Raw genomic sequence first — 21805 nt, 5'->3', positions numbered from 1 at the left:
ATTCTGTTTATATGTGTCCTTTTAGGATTCAGTAAACAGAATACCTATTTTTATGTAGGAAGAGCCATAAGGAGCTTTAATAATGAAAGAAATAGAATTGAAACTTCAAGGAAAACTCAACAGATTGACCAATCATACATTTAAGTTTGACGAAAGAATCAAGGATGGCTGGTTTTCAGCTGTTTATTTTTTGAAAACGAAGGAAATCGCCAAAAAGTATAAACCGGATGCCGTTGTCACCATGCAATTCTTTCAAAAGAATCATGCCGTTATTTGTGGAACGGATGAAGTCATTGCACTTCTACATAGTTTTGCCGATAACCCGCAAAATCTCGAGATCCACTCTTTAAAAGATGGGGATCAAATTTCACCATTTGAAACGGTACTGACCATCAAGGGACGCTACCAGGACTTTGGCTATTTGGAAGGGATCATAGATGGCATCCTGGCAAGAAGAACATCAGTGGCGACGAGTGTCTATAATGTAATGAAAGCTGCCTCTATTTCAGGTAAACAAAAACCTGTCATCTTCATGGGTGATCGAGATGATCACTTTACTCAGCAAGCCGGTGATGGATATGCAGCATTCATAGGTGGATCTACAGCTCAGGCTACCCATGCCATGAACGAATGGTGGGGGAAGAAAGGGATGGGAACCATGCCGCATGCCCTCATCCAATTATTCAATGGAGATATCGTAGAAGCCACTAAAGCTTACCAGGAAACATTTCCTGAAGACGAGCTGATCGCTCTGGTAGACTATAATAATGATGCCATTACAGACTCATTAAAGGTAGCGCGGGAGTTTGGCCCTGAATTAAAAGGGGTAAGGGTAGATACATCACGAATGATGATCGATAAATACTTCCTCCGTAATCAACACGTGCTCGGCACATTTGACCCGCGGGGAGTAAATATGCAACTCATTAATGCATTAAGACAGGCATTGGATGAAGAGGGGTTCCACCACGTCAAGATTGTGGTGTCAGGTGGATTTAACGAAGATCGTATTCGCCAGTTTGAGGAAAATCAGGTTCCGGTTGATATGTATGGAGTGGGAAGCAGTCTTCTGAAAATCCATGTCGGTTTTACAGGGGATAACGTCGTAATAGATGGTTCCCCTGAAGCCAAGGCAGGGAGAAAACTCCGTCCAAACCCCCGACTGGAAAAAGTAGAATTCGAATAGGTGAGAGGATGCAAGAAACAGACAGCCTTTTAAATCTAGAGCAATATAGAGTTAAAAAGCAGCGAATGGCCGAGGATCATATAAAAGACCTATACAGAAAAGCGCACGAGTACGCTTTGAAGGAAACGAACATTAGAGAAAAGGTACGGGCCAAGATGATGTTCTCTAAACGTTTTCTTTTACATGATGAGTCTCGGATGGATGAAGAAACCAAAAAGCTCTTTCAAGAATGGTTTTTGTTTGATTACAAAACCATCAAGGGGCAAACCCTGTTCTTTCAATTTCTTCAGTCCCATTCACTGCATGAATCAGTAAAACTGCTTGGTGCCATCATGCTGACAGCAGCGTGGGAGCCCGTCACCATTGGAAAAATCGATACACAGGATGAAGAAGCTACTTTTACATGTCTAAATATCATTCAGGATGAAGAAAGTTCTGTTAAAACAAACCTTGATTGTAAAGAAAAGGGAATTGTTGAGAATGGGATCTATTTCGTGAGGAAAGTCCCGTTGGTGACACATCAGTGGATCTTAGGTCCTGTTTTCCCCGTCAAATCAGAGGGGATTTTATCAGATATGAAAAATCATTATGGTCAAATGAATCAAAAAACTGGAGTATTATGGAGAACGTATTTAAAAGAAGAAGCACCAAACTTCATTCTACACAGTCTTTCGTAGCTTGTGCATGGTCAGGGATTTTAAAAAATGATATAATATTTCAAGTTGAAGAAAGTTCGCTTTTTTCTATACTCAATATCAAAAGCTTAAGACCGATAGCAAAATAATATTCATTTCATATAATGCTTTTAGATAGACGATTGTTGGAGGTTCTATTATGACTATATATCATTTCGTAGGAATTAAGGGGTCGGGTATGAGTGCTTTAGCCCAAATACTCCACGATATGGACTACGAGGTCCAAGGATCTGACGTAGATAAATATTTCTTTACTCAGAAGGCACTGGATGAATCAAATATAAAAATTCTTCCTTTCCAAAAAGAAAACATTGGAGGGGATATGCATGTGATCGCAGGAAATGCATTTCCTGACACGCATGAAGAAATTCAGGCAGCTGTCGAGCAAGGGTTACCCCTCACTAGATATCATAAATTTCTTGGAGAATTCATGCAGAAATTTACAAGTGTAGCGGTAACGGGTGCACACGGAAAAACGTCTACAACTGGTTTATTAGCACATGTCATCAGTGGTGCAAAGCCGACTTCATTTCTTATTGGGGATGGAACAGGCAAAGGTGAAGTGGATGCTCAGTACTTTGTATTTGAAGCGTGCGAATATCGCCGTCACTTCTTGTCTTATTTCCCTGACTATGCCATCATGACGAACATTGACTTTGATCATCCTGATTACTTTGCCAATGTAGATGACGTTTTCTCTGCCTTCCAGGAGATGGCGATGCAAGTGAAAAAGGGAATCATCGCATGTGGAGATGACGAACAGCTACAGAAAATCCAGGCTCAAGTGCCAGTCGTATTTTACGGCTTCGCTGAGGAAAATGACTTCCAGGCGAGAAACGTATCGCGGGACAGAAGCGGAACAACATTCGATGTGTTTGTGCGTAATGAATTTTATGCAACATTTAAAATTCCAACCTTCGGGGATCACAATATCATGAATGCTTTATCCGTCATTGCGATCTGTCATTATGAAGAGCTGGATACAGCCATCGTTCAAGAGAGATTAAGCACATTTAAAGGAGTTAAACGCCGCTTTTCTGAAAAAGAGGTGGGCACTCAAATCCTGATCGACGATTATGCTCATCACCCGACTGAAATCAAAGCAACCGTGGATTCTGCAAGACAGAAATATCCTGAAAAAGAAATCATTGCTGTCTTCCAGCCTCACACATTTACACGTACGCAAACCTTCCTTTCCGAGTTTGCAGAAACCCTGAGTCTAGCAGACAAAGTGTACTTATGTGAAATCTTCGGTTCCGCAAGGGAAAATCATGGGAAACTTTCGATCAACGATCTTGGAAGCAAGATTGAAGGATGCGAGATTATAGATGAACAAGATACGACTGCCTTACTCAAACATGAAAACGCAGTGCTGATTTTCATGGGAGCAGGAGACGTACAAAAGTTCCAACAAGCGTATGAAAAAACGCTGGAGGAACAGGTAGCAGAAAATTAATATGGAAAAACCGGTTCTTATGGGAGCCGGTTTTTTCTATTTTGTAAGGTTGAATTGATTATGATAGCTGGGTTCGACAGTTGAAAATGGTGGGGAATTTAACTGTTTAAAAAAGCGGTGTTTTTAACAGGCAAATAAAGGTTAAAATTTAACAGGTGAAAATTAGTTGAATTCAACAGGCAAAAAAAGGCTGAAATTCAACAGGCAAAAAATTAGTTGAATTTAACAGGCAAAAAAAGGCTGAAATTCAACAGGCAAAAAAAGGCTGAAATTCAACAGGCAAAAAATTAGTTGAATTTAACAGGCAAATATCCCAAGAATTTCAACAGGCAATCATTCTCAAGTGTTCAACATCCAATCAGTCGGCCCTCCAAAGATTCACACTACAATAAAAAGCCACCGTCATGATTCATGACGGTGGCTTTTCCGTTTACTTCAAATTCTCAGGATTCAGCACATCTAGTTCTTCAATGACAAATCGACCGTCTTTGCGAATTAATACATCATCGAAATAGATCTCGCCTCCACCATACTCAGGACGCTGAATCATCACCATATCCCAGTGAATGTTCGAGTGGTTTCCATTATACGCTTCTTCGTAGCATTCACCCGGTGTAAAGTGGAAGCTGCCATCAATCTTTTCGTCAAATAAGATGTCCTGCATCGGATGCTGGATGTATGGATTCACACCAATGGCGAATTCACCTACGTATCTTGCCCCTTCATCCGTATCAAAGATTTTGTTGATTCGCTCAGTGTCATTTGCAGTAGCTTCAACAATCTTACCTTCTTTGAATGTCAATTTTACATTTTCGAACGTAAATCCGTTATATGGAGATGGCGTATTGTAAGAAATCACGCCGTTCACCGAATTCTTCACAGGTGCACTGTACACTTCACCATCGGGAATGTTCAGGCGTCCCGCACATTTCACTGCAGGAATGTCCTTGATTGAGAATGTAAGGTCCGTCCCTTCTCCGACAAGGCGGACTTTATCCGTTTTGTTCATGAGTTCGACCAGGTTATCCATGGCACTGTCCATTTTGCTGTAGTCCAGGTTGCAGACATCGAAGTAGAAGTCTTCGAAGCCTTCTGTACTCATATTGGCGAGCTGTGCCATCGAAGCAGTCGGATAGCGGAGCACGACCCACTTTTTCTTAGGGACACGAATTTCTCTATGTACTTTTTTACCAATTGTATTTCCATGGATCTTCATCTTTTCGTCAGGTACATCCGATTGTTCACTGATATTATCACCTGAGCGCAAACCGATATACGCATCCATCTGTTCCATGACATTCGCTTCAAAGCTTGCAATCATGTTGTATTGTTCTTCTTGGGCACCCATCAATAATGCGCGGTCTACTGCGTGATCTTTAAGTGACACAAAAGGATATCCCCCGGCTGCATATGCTTCCTTAACGAGTGCTGTCACTAGTTCCCGTTGCAAGCCGAAGTTTTCGATCAATACTTTCTCTCCAGGCTGTAACTGCACGGAATATTGAATTAAATTTTTTGCCAGTTTTTCAATGCGTGGATCTTTCATGTTATCTTCCCCTTTGTATATAGTCCATTTTATTGTACCCTAAAACATGATTTAATGGATGCGATAAACAAAATGAGAAAAGCTAAAAGAAGAAATATTTTTTATTTTTTCATGCAGGAGAATTCATGAGAAAGGAAGAAATACTAGTATAATGTTTATTTGTTTATGATAAGGGTAAAGAATTTCTATACATGGAGGTGTGGCATATGGAAATAATTCTTTATCTAAGCGTGGCTGTAATAGCAGTTGCATTTTTTATTTTAGTTATGAGTGTAATGAAAACATTGAAGTCTCTAGGCTCAACTTTAGACAGTGTTTCAACTACATTGACCGGCCTTGAGAGTCAGCTTCAAGGAGTAACAAAAGAGTCCACAGAATTACTACATAAAACAAACCTATTAGCCGAGGATATCCAGAAGAAATCTGAGGATCTGAACACTGTTGTTTATGCAGTAAGAGATGTAGGGCACTCCATCCAGAACCTTAATAACTCGGTTAAGAAAGTAAGTACTTCCATTTCAACTGAACTTGAACGGAATCAAGGGAAGATTTCACAGGTTGTTCAGTGGGGAAATGCTTTCATTGAGTTAAAGGACAAATGGAAACAAAAACAGGAAAAACAGCCAACTCAACCTGATGAAGCTGTTCAAAACCAAACACCAAAAGAAGTTCGTTCTCAAGAAAAATTGATAAAAAGAGCAAGATCTTATAACAATTAGAGAGGGGAATTTTAAAATGACACAACAGTACAATCAAAACCAGAACCAGAACCAAACAAATGACAGCAACAACATTAATTCAAAGGACTTCATGATCGGAACACTGATCGGAGGAATCGTAGGAGCGGCTACAGCTCTACTACTGGCTCCTAAATCCGGTAAAGATCTTCGTCATGATATTAACGAACAGGCAGGCGTCCTGAAAGAAAAGACAGGTCAGTGGAAAGACACGGCTGTAGAAAAGAGCAATGAACTTGCAGCGGTTGCGAAAGAAAAATCTTCTGCCCTAACAAAATCAGTACAGGAGCAATCCAACAATGTGGTTGGCAAGCTGAAAACATACCGCTCTAATAATAACGAGCTTCAAGAAACAAATGATGAGCTGCAAGCTGTTGCTGTAGGTGAAACAACACCTGTTGAAGAAACAGAAGATGTGAATCAAAAGCTCGAAGAAACAAAAAAGGCGTTTGATGAAACTGAAAAAACATACAATCAATAATAATTGATTCCAGGGGCGGTGAAGTGATATGATTACTTCACCGTTTTTTTGTTGCAATTAAAAGCCAGGAGGCATCCGTTTGTCTCTTGTCTAATAAAGCACATGTATGAAAGGGAGTATGAATCTCATGCAAAAGATTGAAACCGTTCAAGAGTTTGAAAAGCTTTCTGAAACAAGTTCCCGCTTCTTTTTTATGAAGCACAGCTTAACATGTCCGATAAGCTCAAATGCTTTCAACGAATACCAAGCTTTCTTAAACAAGCATGAAGAAGAAGACGGCTACTATTTAGCCGTTCAGGAATCAAGGGAGCTATCCAGTCATATTGCTGAGAAGTACGGCATTAAGCATGAATCGCCGCAAGCCTTTCTTTTTATTGAAGGGAAACCAGGCTGGAATGCTTCACATTGGAATATTACTGAGAATGAATTAAATAAGTTGTAGGGGAAAGGACTCTGTTTTGACAGGGTCTTTTTTATTTTATGTGTACTTACTGATGATTTCGTTTGGGATTCCTAATAATTTTTGGTAATTCCCTCCCATGTGTTTATTTTCTATAATACAGGGAATTTACTCTATAAGAATAAAAAATTATCTAAAGTAAACTAGGAGGAACGATTCATGACACAGACTGTACCATATAAAACTCAAACAAGTAATACGACTACGAAGAACGGCACTTCCGGTGAGAAGAACGGTAAGTTATTAAAAGGCATGGTTGTGGGAGCTGTAGTAGGCGGCGCAGTGGCTATGCTTGATAAAACAACAAGAAAGAGAGTATCTTCGAGAACATCAAACGTGAAAGACTCTACGATGGGGATGGTGGCAAAGGTAAGAGAAAATCCATCGGGAATCATGAACGACTGGCAGGATCGCCTTAAAACGGCGTCTACTGTATTAAAGGAAGCGATCAACGATGCACAGAGCCTTTATGAAAAGGTGAATGATGATGTGATTGATCAAGTGAATCAAGTAAAAGAAGATTCTTCTGAAATTATAGCCACTACCAAAGAAGCAGCAGAAGAATTGAAGGATATTGGTGGGAAAGTGAAAGAAGCGGGAGAAGAAGTGACAGGCGACTCGACCTCTTCTGTAAACGGCACTCAGCCTTCAACAAGCTCTATTTCTACAGATAATAACAATATCCATCCAACTAACCGTACGAGCAGCTTACCTGGCCAAGTTGGATCGTAAACAAAAAAACTGGCGTAAATGCCAGTTTTTTTCTGTCTGATAGTCAGCGTGTCCCTTTAGGCCACACGATTTCGAGTTCATCCCCCTGTTGGATTTCCTCATAAAAGGTGGTTTCCTCCCCATTTTTCAAGAGTACGAAGCTCCCATTCGCATGAGAAGGCATATTGACTTCAACTGAATTAAACAAGTCTTGGAAAATAAATGAGCTCATTTGTTGTGCTTCTATTTCAATTGTATCACCGGATAATAATCGATCATCCATTTTAAGATTAATCCCATTGCGATAAACCCGGCTGCTCTCTTTCATAAGTTCTACTTTCTTGCCGTTAAAAGTAATCAGGATAGTGGACCCCGGGGTGAGCTGTTTCTTGATGAGAAGCTCCTTTACCGTTGGTGTGGAACCAGGTTTGAATGAAACGATATCATTCTGCTGAATCCTTGATGAAAGCTTCGCCTCAATACCGTTTATGAATAGCTTTCCGCTATAGGCAGGGAAGAACGTTTCTTTTCCATTGATGGAAATATGATAGGGCTTTGTGCATTCTACCCATTCTTCATACCCAAAATGCTTTAACACGTCGAAGAGTGATTCCGTTAATTCGATTCGAATAGAATCACGATCCTGAATGGTATCATCAAGGGATGCACGCTGATTGTTTCTGTATACGAGTGGAGTAACTACATAATTGTCATCGCCAATGACAATCTGTTTAGAAGAGGACGTGTCAATCAGATCACCGATGCTTACCCTGGGTTGAGTTCCGTCATTTCCTCTATGAACAGAAATAATATCGTTATTTTTAATGTTTTCATCAAGTGCACTAGGCAGACCATTTTTTTCAATGAGGGGCGGGTGACCGTGACCTCCTGGCAAAGATATATCTTGACCATTGACTGATACAAAGAATCCACTTCCCGGTATCCCGTGCCATTTACTCAACTTTAACCCAGCAGCCAAAATGCAGTCGCCGACCGTTAAGTCCTTTACTTCAAACAATCGGACAGGTTGATTGTTCACGTGAGCGGTGACGTATTGAACAGGGGCTTGTTTAGCAGCAATGGCAATTCCAATCGGGGTAACGAGGTCAGGTCCTTTCGTTACTTCATCCAATATGGTTATATTCTGAATCGCCTCTACGCCTCTTACAGCGACCCGATTATGAGGAAGCTGCAGGGATGCTGCCAATCGGTCGGGCAGTACAGGTGTTAGGCTGCCTCCTCCTACAAGCATGACAGCTTGTGGGGGCTTTCCATTGTTCAAACGGAGAATCTCCTTTGAAATCTCTTCTGCCAACCGATTCACAGCTGGTGTGATTTTCTCCACCACCTCATGTGCAGGATAACTCGTTTCAAAGCCAAGAATATCGGTAACAGTAATCAGATCTCTGGACTGAAGCTCCCTCTTTGCCTGTTCCGCAAGTGGAAAGTCCAACAATAATTCATGGCTGAGGGCTTCCGTTATTTCATCCCCGGCTGTCGGGACCATCCCATAGGCAATGACAGTCCCCATATTGGTGATCGCGATATCCGATGTTCCTGCTCCGATATCAACGAGGGCTACATTGAGTCGTCTCATGGATTCTGGAATAAGCACATTAATGGCAGCGATGGGCTCTAATGTCAAAGCGTCCATTTCAAGGCCGGCGCGATTGAGTGCCGCAATCAAGGATTCAACCACGACACGTGGGAGGAAAGTCGCGATAATCTCGACGGTGGCTTCATCCCCTTGCTGATCGATGAGGCTTCCGATTTCTTCACCATCCAAACGGTAAAATAGGACAGAATAACCAACACAGTAATAGTGGTAGCCCTTCGTATCATTTTCATTTTCTGCAGCTAATGCTTGAGCTTGCTGGACAGCACTTAACTCCAGATGGAGGATATCGTTTTTTTGAAGAAGGGGTTTTCCTTTAATATTTGATGTGCAAGATGCTATTTCCGTTTTCAGAGCTCTTCCGGCTGCTGCGACACACACTTTATAAAGGGGGCCATGTTTCTTTTCCAAACGCGCTTTAATGGAGTAAATGACCTCTGATACAGCAGGAACGTCATGAATCTGACCATCCAGCATGGCTCTCTTTTTATGCTCTTCTACTAAAATATCTGAAACTTGAAATATTCCGTCTATTTCTTCTAAAATAATCCCGACGACCGACCTGGTTCCGATATCTAATGCAAAAATTTTTTGCTTATTTTTCAATTAGTGTTCACCCACTTTAGCCTATTCTCATACAATACTAAAATACTTTAGTGCTTAAAAGCGTCTAATTAATAAAGAATTTTATCGTGACATTTTAGATATGTTCTATTATAATAAGTTTCAATATCAAAAATGTATCATACTTTCTTAAAACTATAACAGTTTTTACGTATGAACAGGATAAAAAAAGAAAGGGTGCTGTATTGTGAGTAATCAAGAGCTCGATCAATTACGAAAACAAGTCGACGAGATGAACCTAAAACTATTAGACACCATTAATGAACGTGCTAAACTAGTTCAGGAAATCGGGCGTGTCAAGGAGACTCAAGGAGTATACCGCTATGATCCTGTTCGCGAAAGAGGCATGCTAGATCTGATTAAAGAAAATAACAATGGTCCATTCGAACATTCTACCATTGAACATATTTTTAAAGAGATCTTTAAAGCCGGTTTAGAGTTGCAAAAAGACGATCACCGTAAAGCATTGCTTGTTTCCCGTAAAAAGAAACCGGATGATACGATTGTCAATATCAACGGAGATTCCATTGGTGATGGAAAGCCTCATTTCATTTTCGGTCCATGTGCCGTTGAATCTTACGAGCAAGTGGCTGAAGTGGCGAAGGCCGTTAAAGCAAAAGGACTTAAATTGCTTCGAGGCGGGGCATTCAAACCTAGAACTTCACCTTATGATTTCCAGGGCCTCGGGATTGAAGGCTTGAAAATTCTTAAAAAAGTGGCGGATGAATATGATTTAGCTGTCGTAAGTGAGATCGTTAATCCAGCCGATATCGAACCTGCGCTGGAATACATTGATGTGATTCAAATCGGTGCGAGAAATATGCAAAACTTTGAGCTGTTAAAAGCAGCCGGGGCAGTGAAAAAGCCCGTATTGCTTAAACGCGGTTTAGCTGCAACGATCGATGAGTTCATCAACGCTGCCGAATACATCATTTCACAAGGAAATGGAGACATCATCCTTTGTGAACGTGGAATTCGTACGTATGAAAAAGCAACAAGAAACACATTGGACATTTCGGCTGTCCCAATTCTTAAGCAAGAAACGCATCTACCGGTATTCGTGGATGTAACACATTCGACTGGACGTAGAGATCTATTGCTCCCAACGGCAAAAGCAGCACTTGCCATCGGTGCAGATGGAGTAATGGCCGAGGTTCATCCTGATCCTGCCGTTGCCCTATCCGATTCAGCTCAGCAAATGGATTTAGATCAATTTGATCATTTCTACCAGGAGCTATTAAAAGGCAGAACGATCGAAGTATAATGTATATAAGAGAAGGGTTGGATCCTATTCATGGGGTCCAACCCTTTGTTTTTGATTTTCGAAAGAAAAATACGAGTTTTTACGATCACTTTAGGCATTTTTTAAAGTAATGTCCTTTTGAAAGCCCAATTCTTTGTTTGGGAGTAGCGAAATACCTGAGTTTTTAATTGAAACATCGAATCTTCATTAGGGATATCGGCGAAAATTTCATTTTAACGGTGAAATTCTGATTTTAACGGCGAAATTTCGGTTTTAACGGCGATATTCCAAATATAACGGCGAAATCTAATTATTACAGCGGAATTCAGATTTTTAACAGCGGAATCCCAGATATATCAGCGAAATCTTCAATATATCAGCGAAATCCCAAATATATCAGCGAAATCCCAAATATAACAGCGAACCCCCAAATATATCAGCGAAATCCCCAACCAATAACCTGTCAAAATACCCTCTGAAGATTCGTCCTTTGCTTGTTTTCTCCACTAAACCTCCCCCGCTTCTGCAAGCTCAAGCTATTATGAACTTTTTATTAAGATAAGGCGGAGTCGTTGCAGGAATATAGAGACTATCGTATGATTATCTAGGTAATTGCAGATAAATAACCTATATACATTGAAAAAAACACTAACGTGAATATAAATATGTGCATTTTTTAACAAACTATTGTAATCGCTTTTTTCTTTAGGTTTATTTAGTGTAAAATAAGATAAATGAGTAGAAGAGTAAAGGAGAGTTAATGATGAACGTTACAATATATGACGTAGCAAGAGAAGCAAATGTTTCCATGGCAACCGTTTCACGTGTAGTCAACGGAAATCCTAATGTAAAACCGGCAACAAGAAAGAAAGTACTGGAGGTCATAGACCGCCTTGGATACCGTCCGAATGCTGTAGCAAGGGGACTGGCAAGTAAGAAAACAACAACGGTCGGAGTCATCATTCCGGATATCTCTAATATTTTCTATGCTGAATTGGCACGTGGGATTGAAGATATCGCAACGATGTACAAATACAATATCATCTTAAGTAACTCGGATCAAAATGCCGAGAAGGAACTTCATCTTCTTAACACGATGCTTGGAAAACAAGTAGATGGAATCCTGTTTCTTGGAGGTCACATTTCCGAAGAGCATGTTCAGGAATTCGAACGTTCTCCGGTACCAATCGTGTTAGCGGGGGCAGTGGAAGAAACAAACAAGGTTCCATCTGTTAATATCGATTACAAAGCGGCTTCTTATGATGCTGTTACGGAATTATTAGAAAAAGGGCATAAACGGATTGGATTTGTAAGTGGTCCTTTCCACGATACGATTAACATGAAGTTTAAGTTGGAAGGGTACCGAGAGGCCCTTGCCAAAGCCGGAGTGGAATATAGTGACGACCTGGTTGTTGAAGGTGAGTACACATATGATTCAGGACTTGAAGCATGGCAGAAGTTTTCTGAGCTTGCGGACAAGCCGACCGCTGTGTTCGTCGGAAATGATGAGACGGCCCTTGGAGTCGTTCACGGTGCCCAGGATCAAAACGTGTCCATCCCCGATGAAGTTGAAGTGATCAGCTTCGATAACACAAGACTGGCGCTTATGGTTAGACCACAGTTAACTTCCGTTGTTCAGCCTTTATATGATATCGGGGCTGTAGCGATGAGGTTATTAACGAAATATATGAACAAAGAAACGGTTGAAGAATCAACAGTTGTTCTTCCTCATCGACTTGAACATCGTAACTCAACAAAATAAGAAGTTTGTCGATATAAAAGATAAAGACAAACAGAACTTATTTTTGTAGGGAGAGTCAAAATGAAAAAGCTTGATGTTCTTACACCAATCGGGGTTGTAGTTGGGTTTCTATTCGTCGCTTTCGCCATCATTACGAACGCAGGTATTACAGGCTTCAGTTCCTTCATAGATCTGCCTTCCATGTTTGTTGTGATAGGCGGGTTGGTCGCTGCCATGTTGGTCAGCTTCTCTATCAAGGAATTGAAGCAAATGGGGAAAGTGATGAGAGAATCCTTTCGTGACGAGGAATACGATCTTCAAGGTCTCATTCGCACGTTTGTGACACTTTCAGAAAAAGCCAGACGTGAAGGCCTTCTCGCATTAGAAGCGGAAGTGGAAGAAGTGGAGGATCCTTTTATTCGAAAAGGTGTCCTCTTAGCAGTGGATGGCATTGAGCAGGACGTGATCGTAGATATAATGAATGCTGAAATCATCGCTTTAGAAGAGCGACATCGTAAAAATAAAAGTTTACTGGACAAGGCGGGGGAGTATGCACCTGCCTGGGGTATGATCGGGACCTTGATTGGTCTCGTACTGATGTTAAAGAATTTAAATGATCCAACGTCATTGGGCCCGAATATGGCCATTGCCTTATTAACGACTTTATATGGATCGATCCTTGCAAATCTTGTCTTTCTGCCCATGGCATCCAAATTAGCGATGAAAACAGAGAAAGAAGTGTTTATGAAGCAAATCGTGATTGAAGGTGTTGTTGGAGTACAATCTGGTCAAAATCCAAAACTATTAGAAGAGAAACTAAGAGTGTTCTTATCTAATGAGGAACTGGAGATGTACTCGAGCAGGAAACAAGAGGAGGCATCATTCGATGAAGCGTAGACGACAACAAGCGTCTCAGCCCACGGGTGCTCCAAAATGGATGGTGACCTTTTCTGACCTCATTACTCTTATTCTCGTATTCTTTATTTTATTGTTTTCTATGTCACAAATAGATATTGTGAAATTCAGGGCCATCGCTGATTCCTTTCAACAGCGTCAAATCCTCGAGTTTTACCCATCTGTCATTCCATTCGAGAACCCTTCTGCTGAACCTGAAATGGAAATGGAGAAAATGCAGCCTCAAAGCAGTGAACAAGCCGACAAAGAGTTAACTCAACTTTTAGCGGATATTCAGAGCTACTTAAATGAAAACAAATTAAGTGACGTTGTAGTTGCCACAAGAACCGAGAGAGGTGTCGTACTGGTTCTCCAGGAGCAAGCTCTATTTGCCTCAGGTGAAGCAACGGTCCTTGAGGACGCTTATCCGTTCTTAAATAAAGTGGGGGATCTTTTATCCAGAATCCCAAACTTCGTGAAGGTAGAAGGACATACAGATAATCGTCCAATCGGTACATATCGATTTCCATCAAACTGGGAACTCTCCTCTGCAAGGGCAAGCAGTGTAATTCGATACATCATTCAAACGGAGAACCTGGATCCGAAGCGCTTTATCGCCGTCGGATATGGGGACACACGGCCAATTGCCCCGAATGACACCAGGGAGAATCTCCAAAAAAACAGACGGGTCGAAGTGATCATTACAGACCCTGCTTACGAAGAACAATAAAAACCAAGGGCTTCTCAGTGGTGATGAGAGGTCCTTGGTTTTTTGTTGATTTGTTTAAAAAGCCGCCTCTTTTTTTCGATTAACTGCTAGGCTTTTGCCTCAGTTGCTGTCGGATGGAGTATAGGGCTTTTTCAACAGTTTGTTTATTTTTTTCCGTGATTTCCCCTTTTCGCGGAATCGGCTTGTATATGTCAGGTCTATCCCACCATTCAGATGGCAAGGTGACACCTGCCTTACTCTGCCAGCGTTTCGTCCACTTCCCAGGGAAGGAAGAGGCGAGGTCCATTCGACCGGTCATCTGCATCCAAATCATGCTCCATGCCCTTGGGACGACTCTCCAAATGTCATAGCCACCCCCACCAACGGCAATCCATTTACCATCGCAATACTCATGAGCAAGCTCATGGGCGATACGAGGGATTTCCCTGTATATATTCATAGTAGCTGAAAGGTGGGTGAGGGGATCATAGTAATGGGCATCTGCCCCGTTTTGAGTCAAAATGACGTCGGGCTTGAAGAATTCAATGACTTCACGGAAGGACGTTTCGTAGGCTTCGAGCCAAGATTCATCCTCTGTAAAGGCATCGAGGGGTATATTGAAGGAATACCCATATCCTTTACCGTGACCGCGCTCATTAATATTACCTGTCCCTGGGAAGAGGTAACGTCCCGTTTCATGGATGGACAGGGTACAAACGTCCGGATCATCGTAAAAGGACCACTGAACGCCATCTCCGTGATGAGCATCTGTATCGACGTACAGGACCCGCGCCCCATATTTTTCCTGCAAATAGCGAATCGCCACTGAACTGTCATTATAAATACAGAAGCCGGATGCTTTTCCTTTGAAGCCGTGATGCAGACCACCGCCGAGATGGAGGGCATGCTTCGCTTTTCCCGTCATGACATAATCAACGGCCGTCAACGTTCCGCCCACTAAATAAGCACTTGCTTCATGCATTCCTTTGAACATTGGGGTATCTTCTGTACCAATACCAAACCCTTCTGCCTGATCTTGAGAGAGTTGGCCGACACTCGCTCTTTTGACGGCGTTTACATAGTTGGGATCATGATTAAGAAATAGTTCTTCGTCGGTAGCCATTCGTGGGGGGACAATTTCATCTGATTGAAGAGCATTTACTTCTTTGAGTAAGTCCATCGTCAAGGTCAATCGGGTTTGATTGAAAGGATGCTCATCAGAGAACCGATACTCAAGGAGTTCATCTGAATAAATGAAGACAGCATCTTTGGTCATGATGAGATTCCTGGCATGTTTGGCCATAACACGTCATATCCTTCTTTCTTGAGATCATCGATCACATTCATCGGATTCATCGTTCTTACGCGGAACACAAGTATTTTAAAGTTTTCGTCCTTTTTATCCGGATACACGAGGACACTTTGAATATTAGAGTTATTTCTTCTGATGATACCGGCCACTTCATAGAGAATGCCAGCTTTATGTGGGACTTTCACTTCAATTTGAGAGCCGGGTTGGTGGGCTCCCGTCAGTTGAATGAGAGTGTACAGCAGGTCTGTTTCAGTTATGATTCCTACGAGCTTTTTTTCCTTCAGGATAGGCAGGCAGCTGATTCGGTGCTCATAAAAAAGAGCGGCAACCTCTTCTACGAAATCCAATGGATGACCTGTGATCACATCTTTCTTCATGATCAACTTAAGAGGATTCTGTAACTCACTAGTAGAGGAGTCATCATGAAAAATAGATGGGGTACCGTCTTTTACATCACGGTCACTCACGATTCCGATTACTTCCAGAGCATCATTCGTAATCGGGATATGCTTGATTTTCTTCTCCCGCATTAGTTTTATGGCTGTTTCAATTGTATCGTCTGCCTTTAATGTTTCGACTTTCGTTTTCATGATTTCTTCTACAATCACGTTCTCCACCCCTTTAGAAAACTTGTCAGAACTCCATTAATACATAAAACGATTCATAAATCTCAGCTGATCAAATCGTTGGATGGAATCTGAATCCACTCTTTTACCGATTCTCGCCATTAAACAATTGGCTGGATGGGAGCTGATTTCAGGGTCATCAGTTGCGTAATACTCCAAACCGCCAGCGTTCATCATCTTTTCCATCACCTTACGATATTCCCATACGTTCAAGCCGGTTCCTTTAAGGTCCCAATGCCAATAGTATTCAGTCGTAATGACAATAAAATCTTCCATATGATCATCCATCATGGAAACCCTTAACAGGTTTTTCCCGACGGAAGCCCCGCGGTATTTAGGGATGACCTCGATTGCTCCAAGCTCGATAAGATTCTCCATTTTCCCTTGAGACCAGCGTTCAAGAGGATCAGGATATAAATATGTAACATACCCAACGATCGTATGATTGTCTCTCGCAATCAGAATTCGTCCTTCTGGTAAACCGGCAATCTCAACAAGGGCTTTATGTTGCTGAGCAGGAGGTCTGAAAGCGACCAAGTCTTCGTGAAAATCAAGACGTGCCAATTCTTCAGCGGAAATCGGGCCTTCAATGATGAGATTTCCTTTTGTTGTCTTTAATTCTGTTGCATTATAGGTTTTTTTCAATTTCATCTGGACACCACCTAAAGATATTCCTCAAGTACATTATACATGAAATGAAAAAATGTATAGCGCTTTCACGAAATTTTCAGACGTCTGCAGAGGAAATATTATTCTGCAATACCTATATAGAGCAGGGGTTTGAACCGTTTTTGTCCTAAAAATACTAGGGAGAACTTTATGGCAGATTTTTTAAAAAATTGAGAAAATATTAAATTTATACTATAATAAGATTGTAATTTCTTACATAAGGGGGATGCGGTATATGAAAGTGGAAGCGTTACCAGTGACAAAGGGAAACTATAATCTTGAAAGCTATGAAAATACGTATGAATCATTTGATTGGAAAGATGTTGAAAAAGAATTTTCATGGGCGGAAACAGGACGTGTCAATCTGGCTCATGAAGCAATCGACCGACATGCAGTATCTTTCAGGAAAAATAAAGTCGCTCTTTATTACCGAGATGCAGAACGTGATGAAAAATATACGTACTCTGATATGAAGAAGATGTCGAACAAAGCAGGAAATGTATTGAAGCGTTTTGGGGATGTTGAAAAAGGTGACCGTGTCTTCATCTTCATGCCAAGATCACCGGAATTGTATTTCTCCGTATTGGGTGCGATCAAGCTGGGTGCCATCGTAGGTCCTCTGTTTGAAGCATTCATGGAGGGAGCCGTCCGTGATCGATTAGAGGATAGTGAAGCAAAGGTACTGATCACGACTCCTGAACTATTAAAGAGGGTTCCGGTAAGTGAACTTCCGAACTTAAAGCATGTGTTTCTAATTGGGGATGAGGTACAGGAGGACGATGTTCATGTTGACTTCCTATCAAAATTTGCTGAAGCGAGCGATAAACTGGCAGTAGAATGGGTAGACCGGAACGATGGGTTGATCCTTCACTATACATCAGGGTCCACTGGAAAACCAAAAGGGGTCCTTCATGTCCATAACGCTATGATCCAACATTATCAAACTTCCAAATGGGTGCTCGACCTTCAGGAAGAGGATGTGTATTGGTGCACAGCTGATCCGGGCTGGGTCACAGGGACTTCATATGGAATCTTCGGCCCGTGGCTGACAGGTGCCTCGAACGTTATTGTAGGGGGACGCTTCAAGCCTGAGAACTGGTATAAAACGATCGAAGACTATGGAGTGACGGTTTGGTACAGTGCTCCAACGGCTTTCAGGATGTTGATGGGTGCCGGGGATGAAGTCGTGAAACAATTCGACTTAAGCTCTCTTCGCCATATCCTGAGCGTAGGTGAACCACTGAATCCGGAAGTTGTGCGCTGGGGAATGAAAGTATTCAATCTCCGCATCCATGATACTTGGTGGATGACGGAAACAGGCGGTCAATTGATCTGTAACTATCCGAGCATGGAAATCAAGCCAGGTTCCATGGGGAAACCATTCCCGGGAGTGAAAGCAGCGATTGTGGATGATCAAGGAAACGAAGTGCCCCCATACCGCATGGGGAACTTAGCGATCAAAAAAGGCTGGCCGTCCATGATGAACCAGATCTGGAATAATCCACAGAAGTATGACTCATACTTCATGCCTGGTGACTGGTATGTTTCTGGAGATTCAGCTTATATGGATGAAGACGGATATTTCTGGTTCCAGGGCCGGATTGATGATGTCATCATGACGTCTGGAGAACGAGTAGGTCCATTTGAAGTAGAAAGCAAGCTTGTAGAACATCCGGCAGTCGCCGAAGCAGGTGTTATTGGAAAGCCTGATCCGGTTCGCGGCGAAATCATCAAAGCGTTCATCGCTCTTCGCGACGGATATGAAGTGACAGATGAGCTAAAAGAAGAGATTCGTCAATTTGTTAAAAAAGGATTAGCTGCCCATGCGGCTCCTAGAGAAATCGAATTCCGAGACAAACTTCCGAAGACACGAAGCGGAAAGATCATGCGCCGAGTATTGAAGGCATGGGAGTTAGACCTCCCTACCGGTGATTTAAGTACAATGGAAGATTAATAGGTGGAAGAACCCCCGCTCGTGGAGCGGGGGTTCTTTTGTGGGTGCTTTTTTGGTTTGGGCGAGGGAGGGAACAAAAAAACGAGCGAAAAGTAAATACTTTCGCTCGTTTTCAACTTGTATCTAGTTCTGCTCAGCAGGTGGATCAGGCTCAGTCGGTGGCTCGGTTGCGCCGCCACCGTCACCGACTCCATCGTCTCCACCGCCGCCATCACCGCCTCCATCATCAGATGGAGGTGGTGGCTCAGGCTTGTCTGGTTTAGGAGGGGGATCGGCTGGTTTATCACCAGGCGGTTTCGGATCCGTTGCCGGTTTTTCAGGCTTTGGCTCAGGCTCCGGTTTTCCGATTTGTACAGTATTGGAAGGTGCAGATTGTCTTCCGGCTACGTCTACGGAAACCACATAGAAATCACCATTTCCAACGGAAATTGAATAACTTCCGCCAGACTTGACACTGCCGACCTTGCCGCCAGATTTACTATATACACGGTATCCGACGACATCGCTGCTTGCGGATGACGTCCAAGTGATGGTATTTCCATTAGCACTTGCTTTTACCGTACCGGGAGCTGATCCGTCGTCAGAAATTTTATTTTCTGCAATCAGAACATTTTTGAATCGATTGTCACCTTCCGGAATGAGTTTGTTTGGATCTCCAGGTACAGAACCAAATACATTCTTCACAAAGTCAGGATTCAAAATCACTCCCGGCTGTGAAAATTCTTCCGGCGTATTAGGCAGAGCTAAATATTTCTTTCCGTTAACCATGACATAACGGCTCATTAGTAAGCTGTCATCGGTTTTGGTCGGTACATATTTAGCGTTGAATAAGTCACTTTTCACTAACCCGGCCTGACTGCATGCTTCTGATGGCAGCAATCCGGAAATGGAGCAGAAGGATCTCCTTACAATGCCTTCCGGTGCTGTAAACGAAGCATCGGGATCGATCAGCTCAGGAGCCAAGTCCCTCGTATCATTCAATAAGTATGACCATAAGCGGATATTACGTAATCCATAATGTCCATACTGTGCCCGGGATCCCGGTGTATTTAATGAAGAAGGTGTGTCATATCCGAACCAGGTTCCGAAAGTGATGCTCGGATTGGATGCGACAAACCAGTGATCCTTGTAATCCTGACTCGTTCCGGATTTCCCGGCCCAGTCTGAACCAAAGTTCAGGAATTTCTTCGCATAACGCCCCGTACCTAGTGAATGATCCAGGGTATCTCTCATCATATCGATGGTGAGGTAAGCAGTCTGCGGACTGAACACATCCACCGGTTCTACTTTATGCTCGTAAACCACATTGCCTTCTTGATCGACAATTTTATCAATCATATAGGCATCAATGAATTTTCCGCCGTTTGCAAAAGTGGTGTAGGCATTTACGTTTTCTTCGACTGTTACACCACTTGTCGTGGCTCCCAGTGCAAGTGACAGGTTATTATCATATCGGCTGTTAAGTGATGAGAAGCCCATTTTCAGAAGGAATTCTTTAAATGGATTTCGGTTATAGATATTGGCATAGGTTCTTACTGCAGGTAAGTTCAATGATTCTGCAAGTGCATGTCTTGCAGGGAAAAGTCCGCGTTCATTAAGCGAGTAGTTTTCAGGCGTCCACCCATTGATGTTTACACCAACGTCAGGAATAGGGGATCCAGGTGAAATGTATCCGTATTCCAGTGCCGGGGCATACGCAAGTAATGGCTTCATGGTGGACCCGTTCGATCTCAGTGCCTGAGTGGCATGATTGATTTGTTCCGTTTTAAAGTCACGGCCGCCGATGAAACTGATGATGCGTCCCGTCTTATTTTCAATCATGATCGCTCCGACCTGAACCGGTTCCTGTACTTCCACTTCTTCCCCTGTTTCAGGGTCCGTTGCCGTTACATATTTCGGAGGACCATACATTTCATAGGCATCTTTTGTTTTCTGCATTTGATCATAGATTTTTTTATTGATGGTTGAATGAATTTCATATCCGCTTTGACGGACATTACGATCCGCGAGCGTGCGGTATTTTTCTTCAAGCTCATCATTGTTTTCAAGGTCTTGTTTTGAATATCCGTCTTTCTCAGCCAGTACATCCGTCATAATATCCACTGCCCTGCTTTCCAGTTCAGCTGTCAGCCATGGATATTGTTCGCTCGGTGATGGTTTAGCCTTGATGAAATCTTTCGACAGGTCATAGGCAACAGCATCATTGTACTCTTTTTTCGTAATGTAACCTTCCCGGTGCATTCTGTAGAGTACAGTGTTTTTACGGCTCATTCCGGCTTCCAGATTCTCTTTCATTTCTCCGTTATTCGTGAATGGAGTGTAAGAGAAAGGAGCTTGTGGAAGTCCTGCAATGAAAGCAGATTGAGGCAAGGTTAAATCTTTGGCGTCCACTCCGAAGATCCCTTGAGCAGCCGATTGGACACCGGCGATATTCCGACCGGAAGAATTACGACCAAGAGTCGCTACATTCAGATACGCTTCCAGTATTTCGTCTTTCTCAAAAAATCTTTCTAAACGTAAAGCAAGAAGAATTTCCTTCGCTTTTCGTTCAAAGGATACTTCATTCGTCAGAATTTGGTTTTTGATCAGCTGTTGAGTGAGTGTACTTCCACCTGATTGGGTAGAGGAATTGGTGAATTCCTGAAGTACGGCACGCATGATTGCCTTGGGTACGACACCGTTATGATCTTTGAAGTATTCATCTTCCGTTGCAATGACAGCATTCCGCAGGTCTTCGGAGACATCTTTAAGCTTTACTTCTTCGCGCTCCAAGTCCGTCCGGAGTTTTCCCAGATAGACATTATCAGCGAAGTAAAGCTGCGACGTTTCTTCATAGTTGTAAATGTCCTTCTTCATTTGGTCATAAGGACGAATCGGTTCTTCCTTCACGAGAGAAGCGAAATAACCGGCTCCGACTCCTCCTGCAAATGCAAAGCCTAATACAAATAGAACGACAAGTATCAGGGATAGGTTCCAAAATACTCCGTATGTAATTCTAGCTCGTTTTTGAAATCCAGTATTTGAAAAGAACCTGATTGCAGGATCTAGTTTTTCAAGTAATTTGTTCCATTTTTCCTTCATATAATCATTCCCCCCAGAACATTCCCATTATAGCATATTTACGAGAGAGCTGTCGTAAAAAGTCA

18 protein-coding genes are annotated in these 21805 nt (G+C 42.3%); 12 read left to right on the top strand and 6 right to left on the bottom strand.

Translation table 11 applies throughout. The annotated features are described in order from the left end of the window. The first annotated feature begins 82 nt into the window (after nt 1-82). From AAEM60_RS18140 to murC, 3 genes are all read left to right on the top strand, one after another. Entirely contained in the window at nt 83-1186 is a 1104-nt protein-coding gene (locus AAEM60_RS18140; protein WP_299739355.1) for a nicotinate phosphoribosyltransferase, read from the top strand. Between the two features lie 8 nt (nt 1187-1194). Further along, nucleotides 1195-1863: a hypothetical protein gene (locus tag AAEM60_RS18135; RefSeq protein WP_299739353.1), complete on the top strand. Its 669-nt coding sequence runs from the start codon at nt 1195-1197 to the stop codon at nt 1861-1863. Nucleotides 1864-2020: 157 nt separating this feature from the next. Next, complete coding sequence (murC, locus tag AAEM60_RS18130; RefSeq protein WP_299739351.1) at nt 2021-3337, top strand: UDP-N-acetylmuramate--L-alanine ligase; 1317 nt, start codon at nt 2021-2023, stop codon at nt 3335-3337. A 430-nt stretch (nt 3338-3767) separates the two neighbouring features. On the opposite strand, the gene AAEM60_RS18125 is transcribed toward murC, so the two are convergent. Beyond that, the gene (locus tag AAEM60_RS18125; RefSeq protein WP_299739349.1) at nt 3768-4883 is read right to left on the bottom strand and encodes an aminopeptidase; all 1116 of its coding nucleotides are present in this window, start codon (nt 4881-4883) and stop codon (nt 3768-3770) included. A gap of 206 nt (nt 4884-5089) precedes the next feature. On the opposite strand from AAEM60_RS18125, the gene AAEM60_RS18120 reads away from it, so the two are divergent. The 4 genes from AAEM60_RS18120 to AAEM60_RS18105 all read left to right on the top strand — a co-directional run bounded on the left by AAEM60_RS18120 (nt 5090) and on the right by AAEM60_RS18105 (nt 7293). After that, on the top strand, nt 5090-5602 hold the full coding sequence (locus AAEM60_RS18120; RefSeq protein ID WP_299739347.1) for a DUF948 domain-containing protein: 513 nt from the start codon (nt 5090-5092) through the stop codon (nt 5600-5602). 16 nt (nt 5603-5618) lie between these two features. Beyond that, nucleotides 5619-6101, top strand: a complete 483-nt coding sequence (locus AAEM60_RS18115; protein ID WP_299739346.1) for a YtxH domain-containing protein — start codon at nt 5619-5621, stop codon at nt 6099-6101. 127 nt (nt 6102-6228) lie between these two features. Continuing rightward, nucleotides 6229-6543 carry a bacillithiol system redox-active protein YtxJ gene (gene ytxJ, locus AAEM60_RS18110; RefSeq protein ID WP_299739344.1) on the top strand — a complete coding sequence of 105 codons (315 nt, stop codon included), beginning with the start codon at nt 6229-6231 and terminating at the stop codon, nt 6541-6543. Between the two features lie 177 nt (nt 6544-6720). Continuing rightward, nucleotides 6721-7293, top strand: a complete 573-nt coding sequence (locus tag AAEM60_RS18105; protein WP_299739342.1) for a YtxH domain-containing protein — start codon at nt 6721-6723, stop codon at nt 7291-7293. Nucleotides 7294-7336: 43 nt separating this feature from the next. Here AAEM60_RS18105 and AAEM60_RS18100 read toward each other — a convergent pair whose 3' ends face one another. Further along, nucleotides 7337-9493, bottom strand: coding sequence for a cell division FtsA domain-containing protein (locus AAEM60_RS18100; RefSeq protein ID WP_299739340.1), 2157 nt, complete (start codon nt 9491-9493; stop codon nt 7337-7339). Nucleotides 9494-9698: 205 nt separating this feature from the next. Here AAEM60_RS18100 and AAEM60_RS18095 point away from each other — a divergent pair, with 205 nt between their 5' ends. The 4 genes from AAEM60_RS18095 (at nt 9699) to motS (ending at nt 14119) form a co-directional block, all read left to right on the top strand. Then, on the top strand, nt 9699-10775 hold the full coding sequence (locus AAEM60_RS18095; RefSeq protein ID WP_044339452.1) for a bifunctional 3-deoxy-7-phosphoheptulonate synthase/chorismate mutase: 1077 nt from the start codon (nt 9699-9701) through the stop codon (nt 10773-10775). A gap of 742 nt (nt 10776-11517) precedes the next feature. Beyond that, the gene (gene ccpA, locus AAEM60_RS18090) at nt 11518-12516 is read left to right on the top strand and encodes a catabolite control protein A (RefSeq protein ID WP_299739682.1); all 999 of its coding nucleotides are present in this window, start codon (nt 11518-11520) and stop codon (nt 12514-12516) included. A 60-nt stretch (nt 12517-12576) separates the two neighbouring features. Then, nucleotides 12577-13392: a flagellar motor protein MotP gene (motP, locus tag AAEM60_RS18085; protein WP_299739334.1), complete on the top strand. Its 816-nt coding sequence runs from the start codon at nt 12577-12579 to the stop codon at nt 13390-13392. Next, nucleotides 13382-14119 (top strand): flagellar motor protein MotS, encoded by a 738-nt coding sequence (gene motS / locus AAEM60_RS18080; RefSeq protein WP_299739332.1) that lies wholly within the window; start codon nt 13382-13384, stop codon nt 14117-14119. The genes motP and motS overlap by 11 nt, the downstream gene beginning before the upstream one ends. Nucleotides 14120-14198: 79 nt before the next feature. Here the strand turns inward: motS and AAEM60_RS18075 are convergent, their stop codons facing one another. From AAEM60_RS18075 to AAEM60_RS18065, 3 genes are read right to left on the bottom strand one after another with little or no spacing between them, the layout of a single operon-like run. Then, nucleotides 14199-15374 carry an acetoin utilization protein AcuC gene (locus AAEM60_RS18075; protein ID WP_299739330.1) on the bottom strand — a complete coding sequence of 392 codons (1176 nt, stop codon included), beginning with the start codon at nt 15372-15374 and terminating at the stop codon, nt 14199-14201. Then, a complete protein-coding gene (locus AAEM60_RS18070) occupies nt 15371-16018 on the bottom strand; it encodes an acetoin utilization AcuB family protein (protein ID WP_299739328.1) in 648 nt (215 codons plus the stop codon). Before AAEM60_RS18070 ends, AAEM60_RS18075 begins: the two co-directional genes overlap by 4 nt. Nucleotides 16019-16054: 36 nt before the next feature. After that, on the bottom strand, nt 16055-16687 hold the full coding sequence (locus AAEM60_RS18065; protein ID WP_299739326.1) for a GNAT family N-acetyltransferase: 633 nt from the start codon (nt 16685-16687) through the stop codon (nt 16055-16057). A 253-nt stretch (nt 16688-16940) separates the two neighbouring features. Here AAEM60_RS18065 and acsA point away from each other — a divergent pair, with 253 nt between their 5' ends. Beyond that, complete coding sequence (acsA, locus tag AAEM60_RS18060) at nt 16941-18659, top strand: acetate--CoA ligase (protein ID WP_299739324.1); 1719 nt, start codon at nt 16941-16943, stop codon at nt 18657-18659. A 123-nt stretch (nt 18660-18782) separates the two neighbouring features. Here acsA and AAEM60_RS18055 read toward each other — a convergent pair whose 3' ends face one another. After that, complete coding sequence (locus tag AAEM60_RS18055; protein ID WP_341356836.1) at nt 18783-21740, bottom strand: transglycosylase domain-containing protein; 2958 nt, start codon at nt 21738-21740, stop codon at nt 18783-18785. Nucleotides 21741-21805: the final 65 nt, after the last annotated feature.

Origin of the sequence: Rossellomorea sp. y25 (assembly GCF_038049935.1) — a bacterium.
Lineage (GTDB): Bacteria > Bacillota > Bacilli > Bacillales > Bacillaceae_B > Rossellomorea.
The sequence above is the reverse complement of the archived record's forward strand: the minus strand, read 5'-3'. Positions and strand labels throughout refer to the sequence as shown.

Bases quoted from the DNA above. Each gene is read 5' to 3' on its own strand.
- AAEM60_RS18140 (WP_299739355.1), top strand. From the start codon at position 83: ATGAAAGAAATAGAATTGAAACTTCAAGGAAAACTCAACAGATTGACC.
- AAEM60_RS18135 (WP_299739353.1), top strand. From the start codon at position 1,195: ATGCAAGAAACAGACAGCCTTTTAAATCTAGAGCAATATAGAGTTAAA.
- murC (WP_299739351.1), top strand. From the start codon at position 2,021: ATGACTATATATCATTTCGTAGGAATTAAGGGGTCGGGTATGAGTGCT.
- AAEM60_RS18125 (WP_299739349.1), bottom strand. From the start codon at position 4,883: ATGAAAGATCCACGCATTGAAAAACTGGCAAAAAATTTAATTCAATAT.
- AAEM60_RS18120 (WP_299739347.1), top strand. From the start codon at position 5,090: ATGGAAATAATTCTTTATCTAAGCGTGGCTGTAATAGCAGTTGCATTT.
- AAEM60_RS18115 (WP_299739346.1), top strand. From the start codon at position 5,619: ATGACACAACAGTACAATCAAAACCAGAACCAGAACCAAACAAATGAC.
- ytxJ (WP_299739344.1), top strand. From the start codon at position 6,229: ATGCAAAAGATTGAAACCGTTCAAGAGTTTGAAAAGCTTTCTGAAACA.
- AAEM60_RS18105 (WP_299739342.1), top strand. From the start codon at position 6,721: ATGACACAGACTGTACCATATAAAACTCAAACAAGTAATACGACTACG.
- ccpA (WP_299739682.1), top strand. From the start codon at position 11,518: ATGAACGTTACAATATATGACGTAGCAAGAGAAGCAAATGTTTCCATG.
- motP (WP_299739334.1), top strand. From the start codon at position 12,577: ATGAAAAAGCTTGATGTTCTTACACCAATCGGGGTTGTAGTTGGGTTT.
- motS (WP_299739332.1), top strand. From the start codon at position 13,382: ATGAAGCGTAGACGACAACAAGCGTCTCAGCCCACGGGTGCTCCAAAA.
- AAEM60_RS18075 (WP_299739330.1), bottom strand. From the start codon at position 15,374: ATGACCAAAGATGCTGTCTTCATTTATTCAGATGAACTCCTTGAGTAT.
- AAEM60_RS18065 (WP_299739326.1), bottom strand. From the start codon at position 16,687: ATGAAATTGAAAAAAACCTATAATGCAACAGAATTAAAGACAACAAAA.
- acsA (WP_299739324.1), top strand. From the start codon at position 16,941: ATGAAAGTGGAAGCGTTACCAGTGACAAAGGGAAACTATAATCTTGAA.
- AAEM60_RS18055 (WP_341356836.1), bottom strand. From the start codon at position 21,740: ATGAAGGAAAAATGGAACAAATTACTTGAAAAACTAGATCCTGCAATC.